At 44.4% G+C, this 22,078-nt stretch carries 19 protein-coding genes; 12 read left to right on the forward strand and 7 right to left on the reverse strand.

Annotated features, from left to right (window positions below; genetic code table 11):
- Positions 1–54: 54 nt before the first annotated feature.
- The 5 genes from JFC07_RS09005 (at position 55) to JFC07_RS09025 (ending at position 6,364) form a co-directional block, all read left to right on the forward strand.
- A complete protein-coding gene (locus JFC07_RS09005) occupies positions 55–2,199 on the forward strand; it encodes an ATP-binding protein (protein ID WP_193032138.1) in 2,145 nt (714 codons plus the stop codon).
- A 198-nt stretch (positions 2,200–2,397) separates the two neighbouring features.
- Entirely contained in the window at positions 2,398–3,168 is a 771-nt protein-coding gene (locus JFC07_RS09010; protein ID WP_068403535.1) for a methionine ABC transporter ATP-binding protein, read from the forward strand.
- Positions 3,169–3,185: 17 nt separating this feature from the next.
- Positions 3,186–3,872 (forward strand): methionine ABC transporter permease, encoded by a 687-nt coding sequence (locus JFC07_RS09015; protein WP_068403538.1) that lies wholly within the window; start codon positions 3,186–3,188, stop codon positions 3,870–3,872.
- Positions 3,873–4,141: 269 nt separating this feature from the next.
- On the forward strand, positions 4,142–5,137 hold the full coding sequence (locus JFC07_RS09020; protein ID WP_193032133.1) for a MetQ/NlpA family ABC transporter substrate-binding protein: 996 nt from the start codon (positions 4,142–4,144) through the stop codon (positions 5,135–5,137).
- Positions 5,138–5,515: 378 nt separating this feature from the next.
- Positions 5,516–6,364 (forward strand): aldo/keto reductase, encoded by an 849-nt coding sequence (locus JFC07_RS09025; RefSeq protein ID WP_068403543.1) that lies wholly within the window; start codon positions 5,516–5,518, stop codon positions 6,362–6,364.
- Positions 6,365–6,483: 119 nt separating this feature from the next.
- On the opposite strand, the gene ccmE is transcribed toward JFC07_RS09025, so the two are convergent.
- From ccmE to ccmA, 5 genes are all read right to left on the reverse strand, one after another.
- Entirely contained in the window at positions 6,484–6,984 is a 501-nt protein-coding gene (gene ccmE, locus JFC07_RS09030) for a cytochrome c maturation protein CcmE (protein WP_068403544.1), read from the reverse strand.
- A 256-nt stretch (positions 6,985–7,240) separates the two neighbouring features.
- Positions 7,241–7,462 carry a heme exporter protein CcmD gene (gene ccmD / locus JFC07_RS09035; protein WP_191690311.1) on the reverse strand — a complete coding sequence of 74 codons (222 nt, stop codon included), beginning with the start codon at positions 7,460–7,462 and terminating at the stop codon, positions 7,241–7,243.
- Positions 7,463–7,510: 48 nt separating this feature from the next.
- On the reverse strand, positions 7,511–8,299 hold the full coding sequence (gene ccmC / locus JFC07_RS09040; protein WP_068403546.1) for a heme ABC transporter permease CcmC: 789 nt from the start codon (positions 8,297–8,299) through the stop codon (positions 7,511–7,513).
- Between the two features lie 352 nt (positions 8,300–8,651).
- Positions 8,652–9,308, reverse strand: a complete 657-nt coding sequence (locus tag JFC07_RS09045) for a heme exporter protein CcmB (RefSeq protein ID WP_193032151.1) — start codon at positions 9,306–9,308, stop codon at positions 8,652–8,654.
- Between the two features lie 184 nt (positions 9,309–9,492).
- The gene (gene ccmA / locus JFC07_RS09050) at positions 9,493–10,122 is read right to left on the reverse strand and encodes a heme ABC exporter ATP-binding protein CcmA (protein ID WP_193032131.1); all 630 of its coding nucleotides are present in this window, start codon (positions 10,120–10,122) and stop codon (positions 9,493–9,495) included.
- 134 nt (positions 10,123–10,256) lie between these two features.
- Between ccmA and JFC07_RS09055 the strand changes: the two genes are divergently transcribed.
- The 4 genes from JFC07_RS09055 (at position 10,257) to JFC07_RS09070 (ending at position 13,767) form a co-directional block, all read left to right on the forward strand.
- Positions 10,257–11,309, forward strand: coding sequence for a hypothetical protein (locus JFC07_RS09055; RefSeq protein ID WP_227514901.1), 1,053 nt, complete (start codon positions 10,257–10,259; stop codon positions 11,307–11,309).
- 68 nt (positions 11,310–11,377) lie between these two features.
- Positions 11,378–12,445: a YbjN domain-containing protein gene (locus tag JFC07_RS09060; RefSeq protein ID WP_198328889.1), complete on the forward strand. Its 1,068-nt coding sequence runs from the start codon at positions 11,378–11,380 to the stop codon at positions 12,443–12,445.
- Positions 12,446–12,576: 131 nt separating this feature from the next.
- Positions 12,577–13,494 (forward strand): histone deacetylase family protein, encoded by a 918-nt coding sequence (locus tag JFC07_RS09065; RefSeq protein WP_068403550.1) that lies wholly within the window; start codon positions 12,577–12,579, stop codon positions 13,492–13,494.
- 66 nt (positions 13,495–13,560) lie between these two features.
- On the forward strand, positions 13,561–13,767 hold the full coding sequence (locus JFC07_RS09070; protein ID WP_068403553.1) for a DUF2905 domain-containing protein: 207 nt from the start codon (positions 13,561–13,563) through the stop codon (positions 13,765–13,767).
- A 19-nt stretch (positions 13,768–13,786) separates the two neighbouring features.
- Here the strand turns inward: JFC07_RS09070 and JFC07_RS09075 are convergent, their stop codons facing one another.
- Complete coding sequence (locus JFC07_RS09075) at positions 13,787–14,569, reverse strand: sulfite exporter TauE/SafE family protein (protein ID WP_198328891.1); 783 nt, start codon at positions 14,567–14,569, stop codon at positions 13,787–13,789.
- Between the two features lie 106 nt (positions 14,570–14,675).
- Complete coding sequence (coaBC, locus tag JFC07_RS09080; RefSeq protein ID WP_198328890.1) at positions 14,676–16,052, reverse strand: bifunctional phosphopantothenoylcysteine decarboxylase/phosphopantothenate--cysteine ligase CoaBC; 1,377 nt, start codon at positions 16,050–16,052, stop codon at positions 14,676–14,678.
- A gap of 128 nt (positions 16,053–16,180) precedes the next feature.
- Here coaBC and radC point away from each other — a divergent pair, with 128 nt between their 5' ends.
- The 3 genes from radC (at position 16,181) to JFC07_RS09095 (ending at position 21,883) form a co-directional block, all read left to right on the forward strand.
- A complete protein-coding gene (radC, locus tag JFC07_RS09085; protein ID WP_193032125.1) occupies positions 16,181–16,864 on the forward strand; it encodes a RadC family protein in 684 nt (227 codons plus the stop codon).
- 317 nt (positions 16,865–17,181) lie between these two features.
- Entirely contained in the window at positions 17,182–20,091 is a 2,910-nt protein-coding gene (locus tag JFC07_RS09090) for an acyl-CoA dehydrogenase (RefSeq protein WP_193032123.1), read from the forward strand.
- 418 nt (positions 20,092–20,509) lie between these two features.
- Positions 20,510–21,883, forward strand: coding sequence for a dicarboxylate/amino acid:cation symporter (locus tag JFC07_RS09095; RefSeq protein ID WP_193032121.1), 1,374 nt, complete (start codon positions 20,510–20,512; stop codon positions 21,881–21,883).
- Positions 21,884–22,078 lie beyond the last annotated feature (195 nt).

Below are 22,078 nucleotides of genomic sequence, written 5' to 3' on the forward strand. Positions count from 1 at the left end.
ATTAAAATAAAATGAATAAAATGGTTATAAGCGTTTGATAATAGAGATGATTTAATGCAACAACTGGGTTTTCGTTCCGTATTTGCCAAACTATTTGCCAGTGTCATGCTGGCACTTATTTTATTTGCGGTAGCGATGGTGTTATTGACCCAGTTGGTACATGACAAAGACGCTGGTATTCGTTCAGAAATCTTAGCCACGCAAATTTTGGGTCAAGTCGACCCATTTTTGCATGAGCTAAATATTGCTGTCAGTAAAGACAACCGTTTACAAGCGCGCTTTATGCTAGCGGTGGTCAAGAAAAGCTTTGATATTTTTGATGAATCACTGCAAGCAAAAATGGGCCTATATGACAATGAAGGTCATTTGCTCATGCAAAGCGACAACAGCGATTTGCCATTAGAATTGCCTGCGCCGCCCTCGCTATTAGCGCGCGTCTTTCCCTCATTTGCCGAAACCTCCCCAACCAAGCAAGCCCAAGTTTATAGTAGCACCGGCTATACGCTATTATACGAATCACGCCTGCCGCCTAAAAAACCTGTCCTCTCTGCCGCCTTAAATTTATTTACTGGTACGCTATTGCTGCTGCTTATCATGGCAGGGGTGCTTTGGTGGATTGCGCGTACCATTACTTGGCGTATCAATCAGATGAGCCAACAAATGGCGCAATTGGGCGACGGCGACTTTACGGTGCGAGTCAATGCCCGCGGTAATGATGAGATTGCATCGCTTGCGCGCGGCTTTAACCAAGCAGCACAAAAAATTGAACACCTAATCAATGCCAATAACCTGCTATTGGCGCACGCCTCGCACGAGCTGCGTACGCCCATCACCCGTATTCGCTTACAGATTGAGATGATGGATATGCTGGCGGGTGCATTGCCGAGTGATACCAAAGAAAAATTTGATAAGCGTGCCCAAGCTATCAATCGCGATTTGTCTGGATTAAACGATTTGGTCGAGAGTATTTTGCTGGTCAGTCGTTTAGATGCTGGACACGCGCTACAACAAGTTGAGCATTTGGACTTATATGATTTAGTAAACCAAGAACGCCAGCATTATCCTCAAGCAACCTTGATTGGCGAGCATATCGTCATCGATGGTCAATCATCGATGCTGACCCACTTAATTCGTAACCTATTGACCAATGCTATGCTGCACGGCAAACCACCCGTTACGGTATTACTTTACGGCGTACAAACGCTAGATGAAGCCGACGCTATTCCAGATTATCTTTTGCAAACCATACTGTGTAGCAGCTTTGTCGATTATAACAGCCCAGACTTTGATTATGATGAAGAAGCGCCTGATAGCGACCATGCGCTTGAAACTGATCAAAACGCCCAGCAAAATGCTGATGCCACAATTACTAACGATAATATTGTTCCTAGCGATAATAAAGCCACCTCAACATCAACGTCGACAGAAGAAGCGTCGACCGCAGCGTTACTACCTGCGCCAGTGATTTATAAAAATGGTGAAAGCATCACTGTGGATGCTGAGATTGATGGCAATACGAATAGTGATAACAGCACAGATACTGATAAATCATCGACGGCAAAAACTATTGACTCATCTAATGAGCTAAACAATGACCTAAGTAGCACCACTGAGACCGAAGCCATTGTCGAGCCGTCGTTATTACTTACCTATCAGCGCTTTACTACCGATTTGACAGAAAAAATTAAAAAAGTTATTTGGCGCGCGGTTCCTGAACAACAAGAAACATCCATCGACGACATCGATGACAAGACTATCAATAAACAGATAGAAGAAGCGGATAAAAGCGTTAGTACTGAGAAGGATGACGCCAAAAGTGCCACCAAAGACCCTAATAAAGAAAACGTTAATAAAGAAAACGGCGACACGGCAAACGCTACCCGCAAAGAGGGCATATTTAGTAAACATCTCAAAAAGCCGAAAGCTGAGCCAATACGCCCGCTACCGAAATTTGCGGTGCTGGCGGTGATTGATGAAGGCGAAGGTATCCCTGAAAATAAACGCGAAGAAGTCTTTAGCCCCTTTGTACGCTTACAGCAAAAAAATAAAGGCTCGGGGCTTGGTTTGTCGTTGGTTGCCCAGATAGTTACGGCGCACCAAGGCCGTATCATTACAGATACCATTAATGGTCATACGCGATTTTTAGTGGTATTACCCGTCAAGCACGACCCTCATTATCAACATGACAGCCGTCACTAATCTCATCAGCTAACCAATCTACCGCCAAGATTATCTGTTAATCATGGATGTCCATATCCAAAACGCTGCATAATATGCTATATTAGCGCCCCTTATTATAGGGTTATTGAAGGTTGATTTTAATTTGCGCACAAATACGCAAAAGAGCCTGCAACCGCTTCATAGCCATTAAAATATTTATTAAATTTTGAGCATTCCATGAGTGACATGATTGTCTTAAACGATGTGACCAAAAGCTTTTTAAGCGACCGGTCTATAAAAGATAAAGACGGCAAGCCACATTGGTTTACTGCGGTTGAGCCGACATCTTTAACGGTAAAACAAGGCGAAATCTTTGGTTTAATGGGTTATTCGGGCGCGGGTAAGTCTACCTTATTACGCCTGATTAATTTACTTGAGCGCCCAGACTCAGGTCAAGTCATCATAGATGGTACCGATTTGACCACCTTATCGGCCAGTGACTTACGTATCGCCCGCCACAATATCGGTATGATTTTTCAGCAGTTTAACCTGATGTCTAACCGTACTGTCTATGATAATGTCGCCTTTAACTTAACGGTGGCAGGTTATCCGCGTGCCGATATTTATAAGCGTGTGATGGACTGCTTAGAAATCGTTGATTTGACTGACCGTGCTGGGCACTATCCTGCGCAGCTATCAGGCGGACAAAAACAGCGTGTTGGTATCGCCCGTGCGATCGCGCCGAGCCCAAAAGTATTATTGGCTGATGAGCCGACCAGTGCGCTTGATCCTTCAACCACGCGCAGCTTATTGACTTGTCTGCGTGATATTAATGAGCAGCTTGGCGTCACCATTGTCATCGTCACCCATGAGATGAGCGTCATTCGTAGGCTATGCGACCGCGCCGCATTGTTACATCAAGGGCAGTTGCTCGAGGTTGCCGATATCCGCGACGGTCTGATTCAGGCCACGACCCCGATTGGCAAAGGCTTGGTTCATGAAGATTAAGAGGCAGGAGAATAGACATGTTAACTGGTGCTGAATTATCCGCCTCATTGGACAAGCTGCTTGCGCTACGTAAAGAAATTTTGCAGGCGTTTGTAGATACCTTTATTATGCTAGGTATCTCAACGACGGTCGCCATCGTTATCGGCGGTCTGTTTGGAGTATTCTTGTTTTTATCCAGTGATCGGCAGTTTCTGCAAAATAAAACCTTGTATGGTGTCCTTGGTGCGATCACCAACTTTATGCGCGCCTTCCCGTTTGTGATTTTGATGATTGCCATGAGTCCTTTTACCAAAGCCATCGTTGGCACGGGTATTGGACCAATTGCCGCGTCACTAGTACTGGCGATTGCCGGTTCCTTTTACTTCGCACGCTTGGTCGAGCAAAATCTGCGCGAAGTACCACGCGGCATTATCGAAGCAACGGAATCTATGGGTGCCCGCCCCTTGACCATCATCAAAGTATTGCTTAATGAAGCGCGCTCAGGTTTGGTATTGTCCGTGACCATTTTATGTATCAGCTTACTGTCGTTTTCGGCGGCGGCGGGTATGATTGGTGGTGGGGGTTTGGGCGATTTGGCCATTCGTTACGGTTACTATCGCTATCAAACTGAGGTGATGGTCTTTATCGTCGTGATGCTATCGATTATGGTCATCGGTATTCAGGCATCTGGTAATTGGATAGCTACCCGTTTAGATAAACGTTAAGCCAAAGTTTTAGTCTTTACCCTCTCTATTATGGTGATTTCACCTTTTATTTTGAGAGGCAAAGACTGTTTAATATGAATAATACTCAAGGTTTAATGCCGATTCATCCTAAGCAAATGCTTGACTTTGTAACTGATTCCCTTTAATTTTGATACTATCTTAACAGCCTTTAACTTAGCAGCATTACTATTCATAATGTTGCTTTTTTAATGCGGATTTTTACTGTTGACATTTAATCCCTATTCCCTCCCCCTTATTAAGGAAGTTTCATGAAATTAACAGATATCAGCCGTCAACTCGCGACCGCATTGGCCACCGTTGGCGTATCAGGCCTTGTATTGGTCGGTTGTAATAACTCATCAGCACCAGAAGCTAGCAAAGAGCCAGTCACTGAAGGTGCTACTGAATCAACGACGACAGAAACGGCAGCGGGCAACGATATCGATCCTGAACATAGCAAGATTGTGATCGGTACCACTGAAGGCGATTTTGCTGATATGGTTCGTAACCAAGTAAAAGGCTCGTTAGAAGCGCAAGGCTATGAAGTTGAGCTGGTCACCTTTACTGATTATGTACGTCCAAACATTGCTTTAGCTGATGGCGATTTAGACATCAATATCTTCCAACATAAGCCTTATCTTGATACCTTTAAAAAAGAGAATAATCTTGATTTGGTTGAAGTCTTCCAAGTGCCAACTGCGCCACTTGGCATCTATACTGGTAAAAAGACCAAGCTTGACGAAGCCTACAAAGGCATGAGCGTTTCTGCGCCTAATGACCCAAGTAACTTTGCTCGTGCATTGGTCATGATGGATGAGCTTGGTTGGATTACCCTAAAAGACAACATCGATCCTCTGACCGCATCAAAAGCAGATATCGCTGATAACAGCAAGTACGACATCAAAATCATTGAGCTAGAAGCAGCCCAGCTGCCACGTGCGCGTGATGAAGTAGACTTTGCTGTTATCAATGGCAACTACGCAACCGATGCGGGTATTAAGCTGACTGAAGCGCTATTCCAAGAGCCAAGCTTTGCTTATGTCAACTGGTCTGCCATCAAAACTGCGGATAAAGATAAGAAATGGGTCAAAGACGTGACCAACGCTTATAACTCAGAGGCCTTTAAAAAGTATGCTCACGATAGCTTCCCAGGCTACAAATACCCAAAAATCTGGGGTGAGAACACAGCTACTGCTGCTGCAGCCCCTGCAACCGCTGCTCCTACAACAGATACTGCACCAGTTGCCGAAGCTGCTGCTCAATAGTTAATATTAACCATTGTAAAAACGATTAATTCGAATAAATAAAACGTTTTTACAGTTAAAATTGCCTTAATTTGAAAAAGCCCATTATTTTGAATAGTGGGCTTTTTTGCTCTTAAATTTTATTGAATGGGTACAATCAACGACTCGCAATGACGTTACAGCCTGTTTGTGGTTTGTAGGAAAGCGTCACTTACTCTTTCACTTAGCCTATTTTCTTTTTATAGTGGCTAAGCTTAATAGAGAATGTGCCTTAATATAAGCTTTGATTTAATAAAAATCGACGCTTAATAAAATCTAAGAAATTTATATGTCTGCTCAAATTCTCTATTAATAACGATAAGAACCATTAATAAATCACAAAAAAACAAGGATAATAATATGCGTGCTAAAACTTATAATATTCGCACCGCTGGACAAGCGAACATTCCGGTACTCGGACTGGGTACATGGCAATCAACGGGACAAGACTGTATCGATGTGGTCAGCCAGGGGCTACAAATGGGCTATGAGCATATTGATACTGCCCAAGCTTATGATAATGAAGTCGAGGTGGGAAAAGGCATTAAGCAATCAGGCGTCGCGCGTGATAAGTTCTTTTTAACGACGAAAATATTTCCTGATGACATGAAGTTTGAACCAGAAAAACTTATCGCTGCGGCCAAGCGCTCGCTAGAAAACTTAGATACTGATTATGTTGATTTACTGCTGCTGCATTGGCCTGATGATCGGGTGCCTTTGTCTGAAACGATGCCAGCGCTTTGCGAGCTACAAAAACAAGGGCTGACTCGTAATATTGGGGTATCTAACTTTAATATCGCCAATATTATCGAGGCTAAAAAATATGCTGATGTGCCGATTGCGGTTAATCAGGTTGAGTTTCATCCCTTTATTAAGCAAAACACCCTGCAGACTTTTTTAAACAATCACCATATTTTATTAGAAGCTTACTCGCCGCTTGCTCGTGGTGATGTGTTTGATAATGAAATCATTAAAGACATTGCTGATAAGCATGGGATTACACCAGCGCAAGTTTCACTAGCGTGGATTTTATCTGATAAGGCACGTATTGCCATTCCAAAAACCTCTAACCCCGACCATTTACAAGGCAACTTAGATGCTGTCAAGGTAACGCTCAGTGCGGATGAGCTTGAGAAAATCGGTAGCTTAGCGCGTAGCGATGGGCGTAAAATTAAGCATCCAGATTATTCACCAGAATGGGATGATTAGTAAGCTATAGTAATGTAAAAATGAAAATAAGCACAAAAAAGCCAGTGATAAAGGTCACTGGCTTTTTTTATGTTTAATACTTTTTACGATAACTATTAATAATTGTATTGTCAGCGTTGTTACTGCTGCAAAGTATCGGTCTTATGCACTTTTTCGGCAGGATTGTATTGCTCAGAAGAAGGTATGGCGCCGTTACGATTGTTTTCTTTCATCGATTTGGCCACTTCTGGCGGCATATAGTTTTCATCATGCTTGGCCAATACTTCGCCTGCGACAAAGGTATCACCTTGCATTTTACCCGTTGCTACCACGCCTGAGTTTTCAGCGAATAAATCTGGCAATATACCTTGATAGGTCACCGGCACGGTTGATTCAAAGTCGGTGATCGCAAACTCCACGCTTAACGGGTCGTCTGGCGCACGTTGGACACTACCGGCAACGACCATACCACCAGCGCGGATACGCTTATCCTGAGGCGCTTCACCTTGCGCAATGGCGGTGGCGTCAAAGTAGTAATCGGTCTGTTGCCCAATGGCATAAATCACCAATACCACGGCAATCGCCGCCCCTGCAAGCGTAAACATAACCCACATCAGTTTTTTGCGACGAACTGCGTTCATACCACTACCTCATTGATGAGTCGCTGTTCTACAAACCACTCGTCTGCAAAACAGAAAATATTAAAGAAATGCTTATTGGACTGACTTAATGATAAGCCCGTCTAACCGTACTTTTCTAATACCTATATGGTAGCATTTTTTGCCCAAATCAATAAGCCCCCCTAGCAACCGATGCGGTCATATATTTACCAGTAAGGCATTATTATTTGATAGGCTAAAAATTTGATATTAAAAAGAATTTTTTAAGAAGATTTGTTTAGGATGGTTGTTTGGTTTTAGAATTAGGGGTCTTGGCAGCGCGCTGTGCTTGACGAGCTTGCTGAATGGATAGCTGCTTGATAAGCGCTTGGCGTTGACGGCGGCTATAAATAATAAAAAACAGCATCACGCCAACCGTAATTGCCCAGCATGACCAGACAAACACGCCATGCTCACCCATGGCAACAAACTCAGAGACGCTATAAAAGTAAGGCTGCATTTTATTTCCCTAGCCGTTATTTGCTTGGTTTATGGTTGTATTTTAGGATTATTTATTTTGGCTACGAACGTATTCTTTGACCCATGCTTTGCCTTGGTCGCGATATAAAATCAGGGTATTGGTCCGATAAATGGCCAATGAAGCGACCAGTAAATAACTACCAATAATCATCAGTAGTAAGGGCAGCCACATATCTGCCGACATTTTTGGTGCCGCCGTCAGGGTAAAGGTTGAACCTTGGTGCAAGGTATTCCACCACTGCACTGAGTACTTGATAATAGGCAAATTCACCGCGCCAACGATAGACAAAATAGCCGCCGCTTTACCGCGATTGGCGGTATGTTCAAAGGCCGCAAACAACGCCATTACCCCAGCATACAAAAACGCCAAAATGAGCATAGACGTCAAGCGTGCATCCCAAACCCAATACGTCCCCCACGTCGGTTTTGCCCATATAGAACCTGTGAGTAAACTAATCACACAAAGCAAAAACCCCATCGGAGCCAGTGCCTGAGCTACAAGGCTTGCGGTCTTAATTTTCCATACCAGATAAATGACACCAAGTACCGCTAAGGCAAAATAAATAGAGATAGCGAGACTGGCAGCGGGTACATGGATGAAAATAATGCGATAGCTATTACCTTGCAGATAATCCGGCGGCGCAAATGCCAAGCCCCAAACGCTACCGATGAACAGACAGAGACCGGCTAATATCGCGAGCCACTTAACCCAAGGTGCAAAGATACGAAAAAACTGCTTAGTACCCACAGTGGTCAAAAAGACCTGCCAAATGCGTTGCCACAGGCTAGGAGATGAGACATTATTCAGGTTGGGCATGGGAATAAACCTATTGCGCAGCTGGTGATTATCGAGTAAAACGCATGATTCATACGCCTACCCGCTAACTTGCTGACGTTAAACGCTGGATAGAATCTACACGTGATTATTTGTTGAATAGCCTATTATAGCAAAGTTGCCAGTTTTCATCATGCTGTTAAGATAAAGGGCTTTCATCAGAAAAGGTATATAGTCGATACTAAATGAAAAGGATAGACAATACTATGCCGGGTGACTGGTGCAAATTTTTCTTGCTTGCTGTGCCTACGCCGACAGAGGCGACGAAAAATTTATCCCAGCCCCGCTGCCTCTTTTTAATATTGACCTGAATATAACATGCCAACATTAATTGTTAATTTAACCATGCCATTTTTAACGTCATTGCAATCACCCATGGCATCACCAGTATCGAAATGATGCTACCTGCTAATAATAACGCTAAAATCGGCAAGCCGTTGAGACCTGTGGCAAATAAATCAATCGCACCAGTAGCAAAAATCAATACCGGCAACTGCATCGGTAAGGCAATCAAAGGTACCAGCACCGCGCCGTTTTTTAGTGATAACGTCAAACTACTGGCGACTGCTGACAGCATGAGCAGCATCGGACTACCAGTAATAATAGACGCCATCAATATCCATGCCTCAAACCAGCTTAGCTGAAATAAAGGCACGGCGAGCAAACTTAATACTGCCACAATGCCGCTACTAAAAATCCAGTGAATAACCAAACGAATCAGCACCCATAATGGCAGCGATGCTTTAGCGACGACTAACTGCGCAAGCGTACCATTATCAAGCGCAGGCTTAAACAAGCCATCAACACCCATTACCAGTGACAGTAATGCCGCAATCCACACTGCCGATACGCCAAGGCGTTGTAATAAAGCAGGCTCGCTACCAACCGCTAGCGGAAACAAGGTGATAATCACTAGGAACAGTACCAAAGGATATAGCCACTGCACCGCGCCTTGCTGCTTGACCTGCCATTCACGCCGCCAAAGCTGCATAAAACTGATACCGCGCACAGCAGCTGTATTAACATTTGAAGTATTAGCATCCGAGCTTGTATTCACGGTTTTTACTGCACTGTCAGTGTCTATCATTTATTGGCTCTTCCACTCATGCGTGTCGCACTTATATTGACGCTTGTTGCAGTTAGATTGATGTTCATGGCAGTTATATTGATAGCATTTACACCATATAATCGGACAAATCGAGCACTTGATTGGCAACGCCGACGGCTTGGTGACTGGTCATTAGTATCGCACCGCCAGCCGTAGCAAATTCGCGCAACCTATCTTCCATGCGTGCTACCATATCGACGTCAAGCGCGGTAAATGGCTCATCGAGTAGCCATAAAGGCGTGACCTCAGGCGTTAATAAATAAAGCCGTGCAAGGGTAATGCGCCGTGTTTGCCCCGCAGATAAATGGCTTGAGCTAATCGTTTCAAAACCCTGCAGCCCTACCCATGTAAGGGCGTCATCGATCTCAGCTGTACTTGGACTAATGCCATATAAATTAAGCAAAAAAGTGAGGTTTTGGGCGACGGTCAGGTTTGGATGAATGCCCAATTGATGCGATACATATAAAGGCTGCACGGGTAAGTTTGCTATCCCTTGATAAATAACCTCACCGCTTAGCACTGGCAATAACCCAGCTAATTGCATCAGTAGCGTCGTTTTACCCGTGCCATTAGCACCGACCAAGTGACAAATGCTACCCGCCGCCAGATTGAGCGTCACGCCTTCACATAAAGGAATTTCACCGCGCTGAACCGTTAGCTTATCAAGCGCAAGTAAAGCTGTATTCAGAGCCGTCATCCAAACCTCTCATTTATTTATTAAGCAGCAGGCAATATTCATCACAAACACCGCTGATGTTCGTGGCATAATACTTTATGCTTACTTCAACCCCACAGTATAACAAATTGTCGATTACTATGACCTCAAAACCTATGCAGACTTCAAAAGATAGCCAAAATTTAGACACTCAAAGTGCTACGAGCACCAACCTAACGCTCGACCGCTTAATCGAGGCGCAAGTTGCCTTTATGCAACAATGGCTGCATGCGCAAGCCCAGCCTTTAGCAACACAGGCTTGGCAGTGGTTTGGCGAGCAGCCATTGAGCAAATATATCAGTAGCGATGATTTGCAGCATCTTATTAATGACTGGTTTCTCAAGCAGCCGCTAAGCGAGGTAGTACGACGCGATATTCGTGATATTTTGCATACTATTATTTATCATCCGGTTAATGATAATGTGCCTTTATCAGAATTGGTCGATGACAGCCAAGTTGAGATCCTAGCCAGCTATGTCGGCAGTCATGAAGAGCAGCGTAATATCTTGGTGCATACGCTGGTTGGCAATGAAACCTTTGCTGATTTATTGACGCAAACGCTGTATCACGCTATCAACGATTTTATGGAATCCACGCTAGATAAAGCGGGCCCTGCTGGTAAACTGATGAAACTTGGGCGCAGCTCGTTTGAAAAAGCCACCAACCGCAATCTTGATGAAAAACTGCAGTCCTACCTGCATCGCAATATTAAAGATTTAACACGCCGAGCAGAAGCCAACGCCCAAGCGCATTTAACCAACGAAGAGGTTGCGCGCTTATTGGTCACCGGTTGGGGGCGTATCAAAGAAAAACCAATCAGCGAAATCCAAACCTATTTACGCGATGAGCCAAACGATAGCAGTATCGCGCATATTGAAAATAGTATTCAACAAAGCTACAACCGTCTGCGCCTATCGCCTTACTTGCACAGCCTTGTGGCAGCGAGCGTCGATACTTGGTATAGCAACCATCAGGCCGATAGCATAGCTACTATCGCGGCAAGTTTACACATCGATGAGCAGGCAATAACGCAATTGAGTACCGCCCTGCTCCCTGTCGTCACGGACGCTCTTGAAAGCTCATGGTTTACGGCGCATATAACAGAGATGCTGCAAGCGTTTTATGCGCAGCCTAGTATCAAAGCAGGACTGGTATTTGGCAGCAATTAATCTGCTGTTTTAGCGTACGGTTTTCTTTAAAATTTTATTATTCACCCTTTATTAGTCAGCTATTATCTATGAGCGAATCTTCTAAACTCAGCTTATGGCAAAGAATCAAGCAGTTGCTTAGTATGGCAACTGAACAGGCTACTATTGACGACACGAAGATTGATAACGACTTGGACTTGGACTTGGACTTGGACTCGGACTTGAGTTCAGATTCAAGTCTGACAAAACAGGATAAAAACAACGCTTATCCTTCAAAAAATGAAAGAGATAGTATTCAAACTTATCCTAAAGACAGTGATAATAATGACAATGATGATACGGATATTATCGGCTCTAGCCCTGACTTAAACCATAATGTGAACCGTAACGCAAACCAGAGCGTTGATAGCCACTTTGATAATCACTTCGATGAGGTTATTTATAGCAGCCTTAGTAGCAATCTTGATAGTCGCTTAGATAGCAGCACTGACACTGACACTGATACTGATACTGATACTGATACTGATACTGATACTGATACTGATACTGATACTGACGCTTATTTTGATTTTGATAATGACATAGACAGCATGACGCAGCAAACTGCGCTGAATGACACCCCTATTGTCAATTATCTTAAGCAGTATTTCGACGATCAACAATGGCATTATAACCATTATCGACCTAAAAGCAGTGTCAGCGATAATAACGACAGCCAGCAATCACACTATTTGTCTTTTAGAATGCGCAATAAAAATCTTGATTGCGGCTACCTATTTCGCGTGCAAGAACATAACAACTTGCTAGCGGTCTATGGTGTTTTGCCGTTCTTAATACCCGAAAGCCATCAAAGCGCCGCCATGTTACTGATTACCCAAATTAATTACGACATGCTGATTGGCAATCTCGAAATGGATATCAATGATGGCGAAATACGCTACAAAAACGCCATCGATGTCGAAGCGGTCGGTATGGATGAAAGTACCATTGAGCACTTATTACAAAGTGTCATCGCGATGACCACGGTGACTTATGAGATATTTAGTGAATTGGTCAACAATCAAAATCCTGCTACAGAATTGCAAGATTTACTGATGGCGCTACATCGACAAGAGGATGCGCGCACCTTTTTCTTACCTACGCAGTTTGTTCAGTAATCCATTGCGCAAACTCAGTATTTGTCGCTCTTACAATTACTCACCAATCCTCTACTTTCAAAACGCTTAAACCTCTCTATTCTTTTACCTTCTATTCTTAAATTACTTTTTAAAAGACATACGTTAATACTATGCTAAAAATTGCTTACTCTGATATTTTTCGTTATTCCGTACCCGAAAAACACCGCTTCCCCATGCAAAAATATACGATGATTCCTGAGCGTTTACTGGCCGAAGGGACCATCACTAGCGATAATTTTTTTGCCCCAAAACGTCTGAGCGAAGAGGAGATTTTAACCACGCATACTGCGGACTATTGGCAGCAGCTTAAAACCCAAACCTTACCACGTAAAGAAGCGCGCGCCATTGGTTTTGAGATGACGCCAGAGTTGGTAGAGCGTGGTCGTTATATTGCCCATGCCACCTATGAATGTGCGTTATATGCGCAGCAATACGGCGTGGCGATGAACGTCGCGGGCGGCACTCACCATGCTTTTGCCGATCATGGCGAGGGGTTTTGTGTGTTTAATGATGTTTGTATCGCCAGCAATTTATTATTAAATCGTGGACAGGCACAACGAATCTTAATCGTGGATTTAGACGTGCATCAAGGTAATGGCAACGCCAGTATCATGGCGGATGAGCCGCGCGTTTTTGTCTTTAGTATGCATGGCGCAAAAAACTACCCGTTTCGCAAACAAGTATCAGACTTAGATATCGAGCTGGATAATGATACGGCTGATGCAGAATACTTACAGATATTAGAGGATACGCTGCCACGCTTAATCCATGAGTTTGCACCGGATATGATGTTCTATCAATCTGCGGTCGATGTGTTGGCAACCGATAAATTGGGCAAGCTTAGTCTGACGCTAGAGGGTTGTAAGGCGCGTGATGCGTTTGTCCTACAACAAGCTAAAGCGGCCAATATTCCCGTGGCTATCGTCATGGGCGGCGGCTATTCAGAAGATATTGAAGACGTGGTTGAGGCGCACTGTAATACGTTTCGTTTGGCACAGCAGCTGTTTTTTGCAGAATTGATTGATTAAGGTGTTACTTAGAAAAAGCCATGACCAAATAACGTAAGAAAACTAGAGAGGTTAGCGAGAGTTTAAATGGCAAAAATATTGATTGGTGTAGGAATTTTGCTGGTTATTATCGGCATTATTTGGCTGCTGTTTCCAAATGCATTTTCGTGGCTCGGCAATATGCCAGGCGATATCAAACATACCTCAGGCAATACGCGAGTTTACTTTCCAGTGGTCACCATGATTATTATCAGTATCGTTGCCACTATAATATTAAATCTATTTAATCGCTAAACTTGTTTAAGCGTTAAGTTTATAGCAACGCTGTTATGCCTTGCCAGCCAACCCGAATACCGAGAACGGTAAGAATCAACAAGATAAGCTGACGAAAGCGGGCTTGCGGTAAATAGCGACGCAAGCGAATCCCAACCAACAGCGCAGCGATAGACAATACACTCAGTAAGATAATCAGCTGCCACTCATTAGCACTTAGCGCCCTGATAGGTTCACGTAAGACAATAATTTGCGCAACCTTACCCAAGAAATAGCACATGTTGCCAACTTTGGCGATGGTATGCTTATCGTCACTTGCGGACAGTAAATACATCATGAGTATGGTCGACATAGCATTGGTCGCACCGCCAATTATTCCAGCACTAAGTCCAACGATAATCAACACAGGCTTGGTATTGGGCAGACGGATTTGCTTACCGAGCAAGCTACTGCTGACATAAAAGCCAATCACCGCAGCTAATACCAATAGAATATATGCGCTATCGACCCACAGCAGTAGCTTGGCACCGAGCATACTACCGAGCAGGCTGGTCAATGCCAATAACCAATAGCGCCTACCGTAATAGATGAAATTTTGCCAAATACTGCGTCCGCCACCTGCTAACCACGTCATGGCATTGAGCAATAACGACGGGAAAATCACCAAGACAATCGCATGCGGTAACGGATAAATACTGGCAAGTGCAGTGGTGGTTACTAACGTCACACCCAGTCCGCTAATACCATGCAATAATGATGCTAGCGCAAAAATTGCCAGTAGCAATAACGTCTGGGTACTATCGCTATCCATCATATTCGTCATATGAGTCATAGAAACTTATAACCTAATAACGATAGTGATGATAGATATCGGCGACTGACATTGACAACAGCGCAATCAGCATAAGTAGACCGTTTCTTATGATTAATTATGCTTGATGACGTTGCCAAATGGTCTCACCAATAATAGTAACTAACTGCTCGGCAATCTCATCTTTGCTGGCCTTTTCAAGAATCACATTATCGTGTTCATAACGCTCGGAGAAAAACACTTGCATGGCATTATCGTCACTGGCAAAACCAATATCGGCGCGCGAAACGTCATTACAAGCGATCAAATCTAAGTCTTTAGATAGCAGCTTGCCACGCGCATAGCGCTCAACATCTTGCGTTTCTGCTGCAAAACCCACGACAAACAGCTCCGGATGGGCAAGAGAAATCGTCGCTAAAATATCAGGGTTTTTAACCAAGTTTAGCGTCATGGCATCTTGGGTTTTTTTGATTTTTTGCGGCGCGGCATCGAGGGTACGATAATCGGCGACGGCGGCAGTGGCGATAAAAATATCAGCAACCTTTATACCCGCACTCTCATTTTCAGCATGTTCATTTTCATGTTGATGCGCTTCACCGCAACCACAGTCATCGTGATGATGAGAATGGTCATGGCTATGTTCATGAGAATGCTCATCAGCGTCTTCAGGTAAATACTGTAGCGCACTATGCGTGCCATCAACACATTGCTGTGCGGCTATCAACATATCTTGCGCTGATAACACATCAATGCGCGTGACATTAAGCGGTGTTGGCAAGGCAACTTTGCCACCAGCAATCAAAATCACCTCTGCGCCAGCGGCCACGCAAGCACGGGCTAAAGCAAAGCCCATTTTGCCAGTGGAGTGATTGGATAAATAGCGCACCGGATCGATAGCTTCTACCGTTGGTCCTGCGGTAATCACCACGCGTTTACCGGCTAAAAGCTGCGGCGTGGTTTGCATGGCGGTAAATAATTGTACTTCCGCTAATAAATCTTCAGGCTCAGGCAAGCGCCCTGCTCCGACGTCACCGCATGCCTGCTCGCCGCTGCCAGGTGCAATAATTTGATAATTCATATCGCGCAGAGTTTGCACATTGAGATTCACCGCCGGATGCGCCCACATCTGCTGATTCATGGCTGGCGCAATGATAACCGGCGCAGTCGTAGCTAAGCAGACCGTAGTCAATAAATCATCTGCCATACCCATTGCCAGCCGCGCTAAGGTATTGGCGGAAGCAGGCGCAATGACAATCAAGTCTGCCCATTTAGCAAGCTCAATATGACCCATACCCGCCTCTGCTTGCTCATCAAGTAATGAGATATGCACCTCATTACCAGTCAAAGCCTGCAAAGTCAGCGGCGTGATAAAGGCTTGTGCGCCTGTGGTCATAATGACGCGCACATCAAAGCCCGCCTTGACTAAAAGACGGGCAAAAATAGCAGATTTATAGGCGGCGATACCGCCAGTGATAGCAAGCACAATATTTGACATAAGCATGGCATCGATAAAAAAATGAAAGATAAAAATTGCGCTTATAGTAACAATTATGCGATAAGTTAGGGGAAGTTTTGTAGATTTATCTCAGTTATCTGGCATCCATCCTTTGTTAAGGAGTAACAATGGCAATTAAAGACTGGCACGAAGATGACAGGCCACGTGAAAAGCTACTGAAATTTGGTGCCGCTCACTTATCTGATGCCGAGATATTAGCGATATTTTTGCGCACAGGTACCCCGTCGCAATCGGCCATTGAGCTTGCTCGGCATTTAATAGAGCAGTTTGGCAGCCTAGCTGAACTTTTGGCCGCACCAAAAGAGACGGTACTTGCTTGTCACGGTATCGGTCCCGCTAAGTACGCGCAGATTCTAGCATCGCTTGAGATGGGCAGGCGTTATTTGGACAGTCAGCTTAAAACCGGTCATGCCCTTGGGCGCTCGCAAATGGTCAAAGACTACATCAGCACTCAGCTGCGCGGTGAGTCTCGTGAAGTTTTTGCCGTGCTATGTTTAGATAATGCGCTAAATTTAATCAATTTTGAGATACTATTTACTGGCGGGATTTCCTCTTGTTCGGTTTGCATCAAACATGTGTTACGCCATGCGTTGAGCCACGCTGCCAGTCAGCTTATCGTTGCTCATAATCATCCTCATACTGACGCTACCCCATCAACGGCCGATAATTTACTCACTTATGAGCTAAAAAAAGCCTGCGACTTAATAGATTTGTCTTTAATTGACCATATCATCGTCGGGCGCAATGAAACGCTCTCGTACGCTGAGAAAAGCCTAGCGCCTTTTGCCTGAGACCTTTTAGCTAGCAACTTCTGTCTGACGCTTGATACATATTTTCGACATAGCGTAGCATTTTGGCTCTTGATAGTTATAAACAACTGTTTCATATTGGTAGCTTACTTTATTTTTGCTCTAAGAGCTTTTATACAGTAGTTATCTACAAGCTTAAGTTTTAAATAAAGTCCAACACAGATATTCAATTTGTAGCATAAATGAGCTTGTTCTAAGCCCAGCTATAATGAAAAATTAAAATAATAATTCACATTATTGCATTTTTTTATTCACTTAAATTTTACGCTGGTGTATTCGGCGTTAGCAAGGAGACAGTCATGGCCATTGGCTTTTTTATTTTGGCAATCCTCATTCAGTTAGCCATGGTCTTGGCCATCTTTTTATTATCCTTATCGCGTGTCACCGGTAGTATCGTCGCCCTTGTTACCGTCCTCGTCACCGCCTTTATCAGTCCATGGTCGCTCATCTTAGGCATACCGATTGCATTACTGTGCTTGGTGCTGCTGCTCACTCCGCTGCGTCAGTCATTGATTACCAAGCCCGTTTATAAAGCTTTGGGCGGCGCCATGCCAAGCATGAGTGATACCGAACGTGAAGCGCTCGATGCTGGTACCAGTTGGTGGGAAAAAGAGCTATTTATGGGCGCGCCGAATTGGGATACCTTCGCTAAATACCCGTACCCTGAATTGTCAGAAGAAGAACAAAGCTTTATCGATAATGAAGTCGAAGTGCTGTGCGCGATGCTTGATGAGTGGAAAATTCACCATGAAGATAAAGAGTTGTCACCAGAAGCGTGGCGCTTTATCAAAGACAATGGCTTTTTGGGCTTAATCATTCCAAAAGAATATGGCGGACTGGAGTTTAGCTCGTATGCGCAAAGCCGCGTGATGAGTAAGATTGCCTCGCGCTCACCGACAGCTGCTGTCAGCTGTATGGTGCCAAACTCACTTGGCCCTGGTGAGCTTTTGATGCATTATGGCACCGATGCGCAAAAGCAACGCTGGCTACCGGGTCTTGCCAAAGGTGATGAAATCCCCTGTTTTGGTTTGACCGGCCCTGAGGCGGGTTCTGACGCTGGCGCAATTCCTGATACGGGCGTGGTTTGCTATGGCATGCATGAAGGCGAGCAAGTACTCGGTCTGTGTATGAATTTTTCTAAGCGCTGGATTACCCTAGCGCCTATCGCTACCGTCGTTGGCTTAGCCTTTAAAATGTATGACCCCGAAGGTCTACTTGGTGACCCTAAAAAGACTGATTACGGTATTACCTGTGCGTTGGTGCCTGCCAGTCACGAAGGCGTCATTACAGGACCAAGGCATAATCCAGTTGGCTCGCCATTTATGAATGGGACGGTCGATGGCAACGACGTCTTTATTCCGCTCGATTATATTATCGGCGGCGTCGAAAACGCTGGTCGCGGCTGGCGGATGCTGATGGAATGTTTGGGCGTTGGTCGCGGCATCTCCTTGCCAGCGCTATCAACGTCGGCCAGTGAAGTTGCCTATTTGACCGTTGGGGCATTTGCAAAAGTACGTGAGCAATTCAAAATCTCGATCGGTAAATTTGAAGGCATTCAGGACGTGACCAGCAGCATGGCAAGTAACACTTACATGCTTGAAGCGTTTCGTCATCTGGTCACCTGCGGTCTAAACCAAGGTGGTACGCCATCGGTCATGACGGCAATGGCAAAATACTATGCGACTGAAACCATGCGCAATGTCATTAATGACGGTATGGATGTCGTCGGTGGTCGCGCCGTACAAATGGGCCCGCGCAACTTTTTAGCGATTCCTTATCAATCCATTCCCGTCTCTATCACTGTTGAAGGCGCCAATATTTTAACGCGCTCGTTGATGATTTTTGGTCAAGGGGCGATGCGCTGCCACCCTTATCTGTTCGATGAGCTACAATTGCTACAAAGTGACGATAAAGAAGGCGCGCTTAAAGAGTTCGATAATCTATTCTTTAAACATTTGGGCTATACCTTTAATCGCGGCGCCAAAGCCTTTGTCGCAGGTTATGTCGGTGGTAGCAGTCATGCGCCAAGTTTTGCCGATAGCTTTACCCGCCCTTATTATAAAGACATCAATCGTCTAAGCGCAGGATTTGCCCTGACCGCTGATATGGCGCTAGGTCTACTCGCGGGTGATTTAAAACGTAAAGAGATGCTCTCTGGGCGCTTAGCAGATATTCACGCCCATCTATTTATCTGTACAGCGATTTTGCAATTTTATGAATATGGTTCTAAATCAGAAGCCGAGCGCTTACATGCAGAAGTGGCGCTAAAAAATAGCCTTTACACCATTCAAGAAGCCTTTTTATCTTTGTTTGCCAACTTCCCAAATCGCATGGCGGCAAGCGTAGTCAGCTTTGTCACTTTCCCAAGCGGTCGTATCTTTGCCCCAGTGAGCGACGAGCTCAAACGCCAATTAGGCGATACCTTTATGGATGACTTTGAAGCCAATCCATTCCGCGATTACCTTAAAACCATGGTGTATTACAATACTGAGCCAGATGATGTCAATGGTCGCATGGAAAACGCTTATCAAACCCTGCTCGAAGTAGAGCCTTTATGGCAGAAATTTAAAAAGGCAGAGCATAAAGACCATTTCGAAGGTCTGACTTTTGAAGATCATGTGGTTTATGCTAGCCAAAATGGTGATATTACCGAAGCAGAGGCGGAGCAGCTGATTCGCTATAATGCCATACGTTTTGATTCCTTATTAACCGATGTCTTTGATAAGCATTTAGCCGAAGCGCAACCTCGCGATAATCCGCACAGTTTGGATAATGCGGTACATAAACTCACCGATTACGCGCAATTAAAAAACCAAGCGCAAGCAAGAAACGGCGTTGCGACAGATGATTCTACGCAGACGGCTGATGCGGTCACTGCTGATAAGCAAGAATCCACGGGCGATGACAACCCAGACCACGGCTATGAAAGCGATGGTGATGTCAAAATGGTCAGCGAGCAAGATACAGTCGAAGAAGTGCAAGAACAAGCCGACTTTAAGGATGCAAATCCTGATGCAGAAGCGCTTGATCCGCGTCGCCGTGATGCAGAAACCCATTTGAGCGAGCGTATGAGCTATAACCATAGCCTGCATAAAACTGATCCTACTTCTGATAAAATGATAAAAGAAACAGATAGTGGCATAGAAAAACCTGACAATCATGCTGAGTGGCAAGATGGTCTACGTCGTGACGAAAATGACAAGATATAAAAAGGTTTGAAGTTATTGCGGTTTTAAACAGTCACGGTATAAAACCGCTAAGACCAACCTCTGCTCATAATCGGTTCGCCCTTAAGCGAGATTATTCAATATGAATAGTCTCGCTTTTTTGTTTATACCCCAACTACTACCAATCAATTTACTCAAAAATTGCTTATGTTATTCAATTTAATCTAAAAATTTTTGCCGATAAATAAAATTAAAATACCGTGCGTTTATTCTCTTGCGCTGTTTTAGTCATAAATATTTCTTGCAGTTACCCCAACAATTCTTTTATATTGTCCCCAAAATCTGACTTCAGAGACAGATAACAAACTTTTAGACGTAACGAAAATAGGCATAAAAACGATACTTATATACTAGGTAGCGTATTTATGGCTGCGCGTTACGGCAACCAAGGACAGTAGTTATGTGGAAGAATATGGGATTAACGGGCAAGATTATTGTTGCCATGGTGCTGGGTATCATACTGGGTTTATTTATAAACTACTCAGGATTAAACACCGAAGGCAGCTTTGTTAGTGACTATGTGACCAATGGCTTATTTGCCATTATCGGTAAGCTGTTTGTTAACTCGCTAAAAATGCTGGTTGTGCCCTTGGTACTGATTTCGCTTATTTGCGGGGTTTGCGGCATCGGTGATATTCGCTTGCTTGGTCGTATCGGTACCAAGACCTTTTTTATCTATATGATGACAACGGCGCTGGCTATTGCCACTGCGATTGGTCTTGGTGTGTTGTTTGGCATCGGTAAAGGCATGGATATCGAGACGGAAGCGGCATTTGAAGCGCAATCAGCACCGCCTCTGCTCGATGTATTCTCCAATATTATCCCATCCAACCCCATCAGCGCGATGGCAAATGGCGATATGTTATCGATTATTTTCTTTGCTATCTTAATCGGTATCAGTATCTTGATGGTTGGTAAACCTGCCAAAGGCTTGGTGCAAAGCTTGGAGCTTATTAATGAGGTCATCTTAAAGATGGTGACCATCATTATGAACCTTGCGCCTTATGGTGTGTTTGCGCTACTAGCAAAAGCCATGTCAGAGCTTGGCTTAGACCTTATCTGGTCGCTGCTTGGTTATGTCGCGGTATTGATTGGCTCGCTTGCTTTCCATTTCTTTGTGACCATGATGATTGTTTTAAAGATTGCTTCAGGCCTATCGGTGCGAACCTTTTTAACAAAAATGCGCGAAGTACAGATTTTTGCGTTTAGTACGTCAAGCTCAAACGCGACGATTCCGATTACCTTGCGTACCGTCACCAAACGTATGGGCGTCAATAACTCTGTTGCTTCGTTTACCGTGCCATTTGGCGCCACCATCAATATGGATGGGACGGCGATCATGCAAGGGACGGCGACCATTTTTATTGCCAATATCTATGGCATTGATTTGGGCATCACCGAGTATTTGACCGTTATTTTGATGTCGGTACTTGCTTCTGTTGGTACGGCAGGCGTTCCAGGTGTTGGTTTAATTATGCTTTCAATGGTATTTGCACAAGTAGGCTTGCCAATCGAAGGTATCGGCCTTATCTTAGGGGTCGACCGTATCCTTGATATGTTGCGTACTGCCGTCAACGTCAGTGGCGATGCTGCCGTAACCGCTATCGTCGCCAAGTCAGAAGGCAAAATGGATCTAGCCATTTATAACGACCCTGATGCAGGTACAAAAGACGTTTTCGATGGTCATATCGATGAAAACAGCGAGCGCGAATTCTCTGAAGTCTTTAGCGATGGCATTATGGGCAGTGAATACGACGATATTAAACGTGGTTAGGCCAAGCATGGCTGGTGGGTAATATCAATTAGTCACTTATAAAAATGCATAATAAAAACCTCAGCCAAATGGACTGAGGTTTTTTTCTGTCTTGAGTAAGGTTTGGAAATTGATATATAGACGAAATAACTTAAGGCTGTGTGACCCCTGCCGTCAATCCCGTATATATAAACTTGGGAGATTTTGATTACGCAG

Origin of the sequence: Psychrobacter faecalis (assembly GCF_016107575.1) — a bacterium.
Lineage (GTDB): Bacteria > Pseudomonadota > Gammaproteobacteria > Pseudomonadales > Moraxellaceae > Psychrobacter > Psychrobacter faecalis.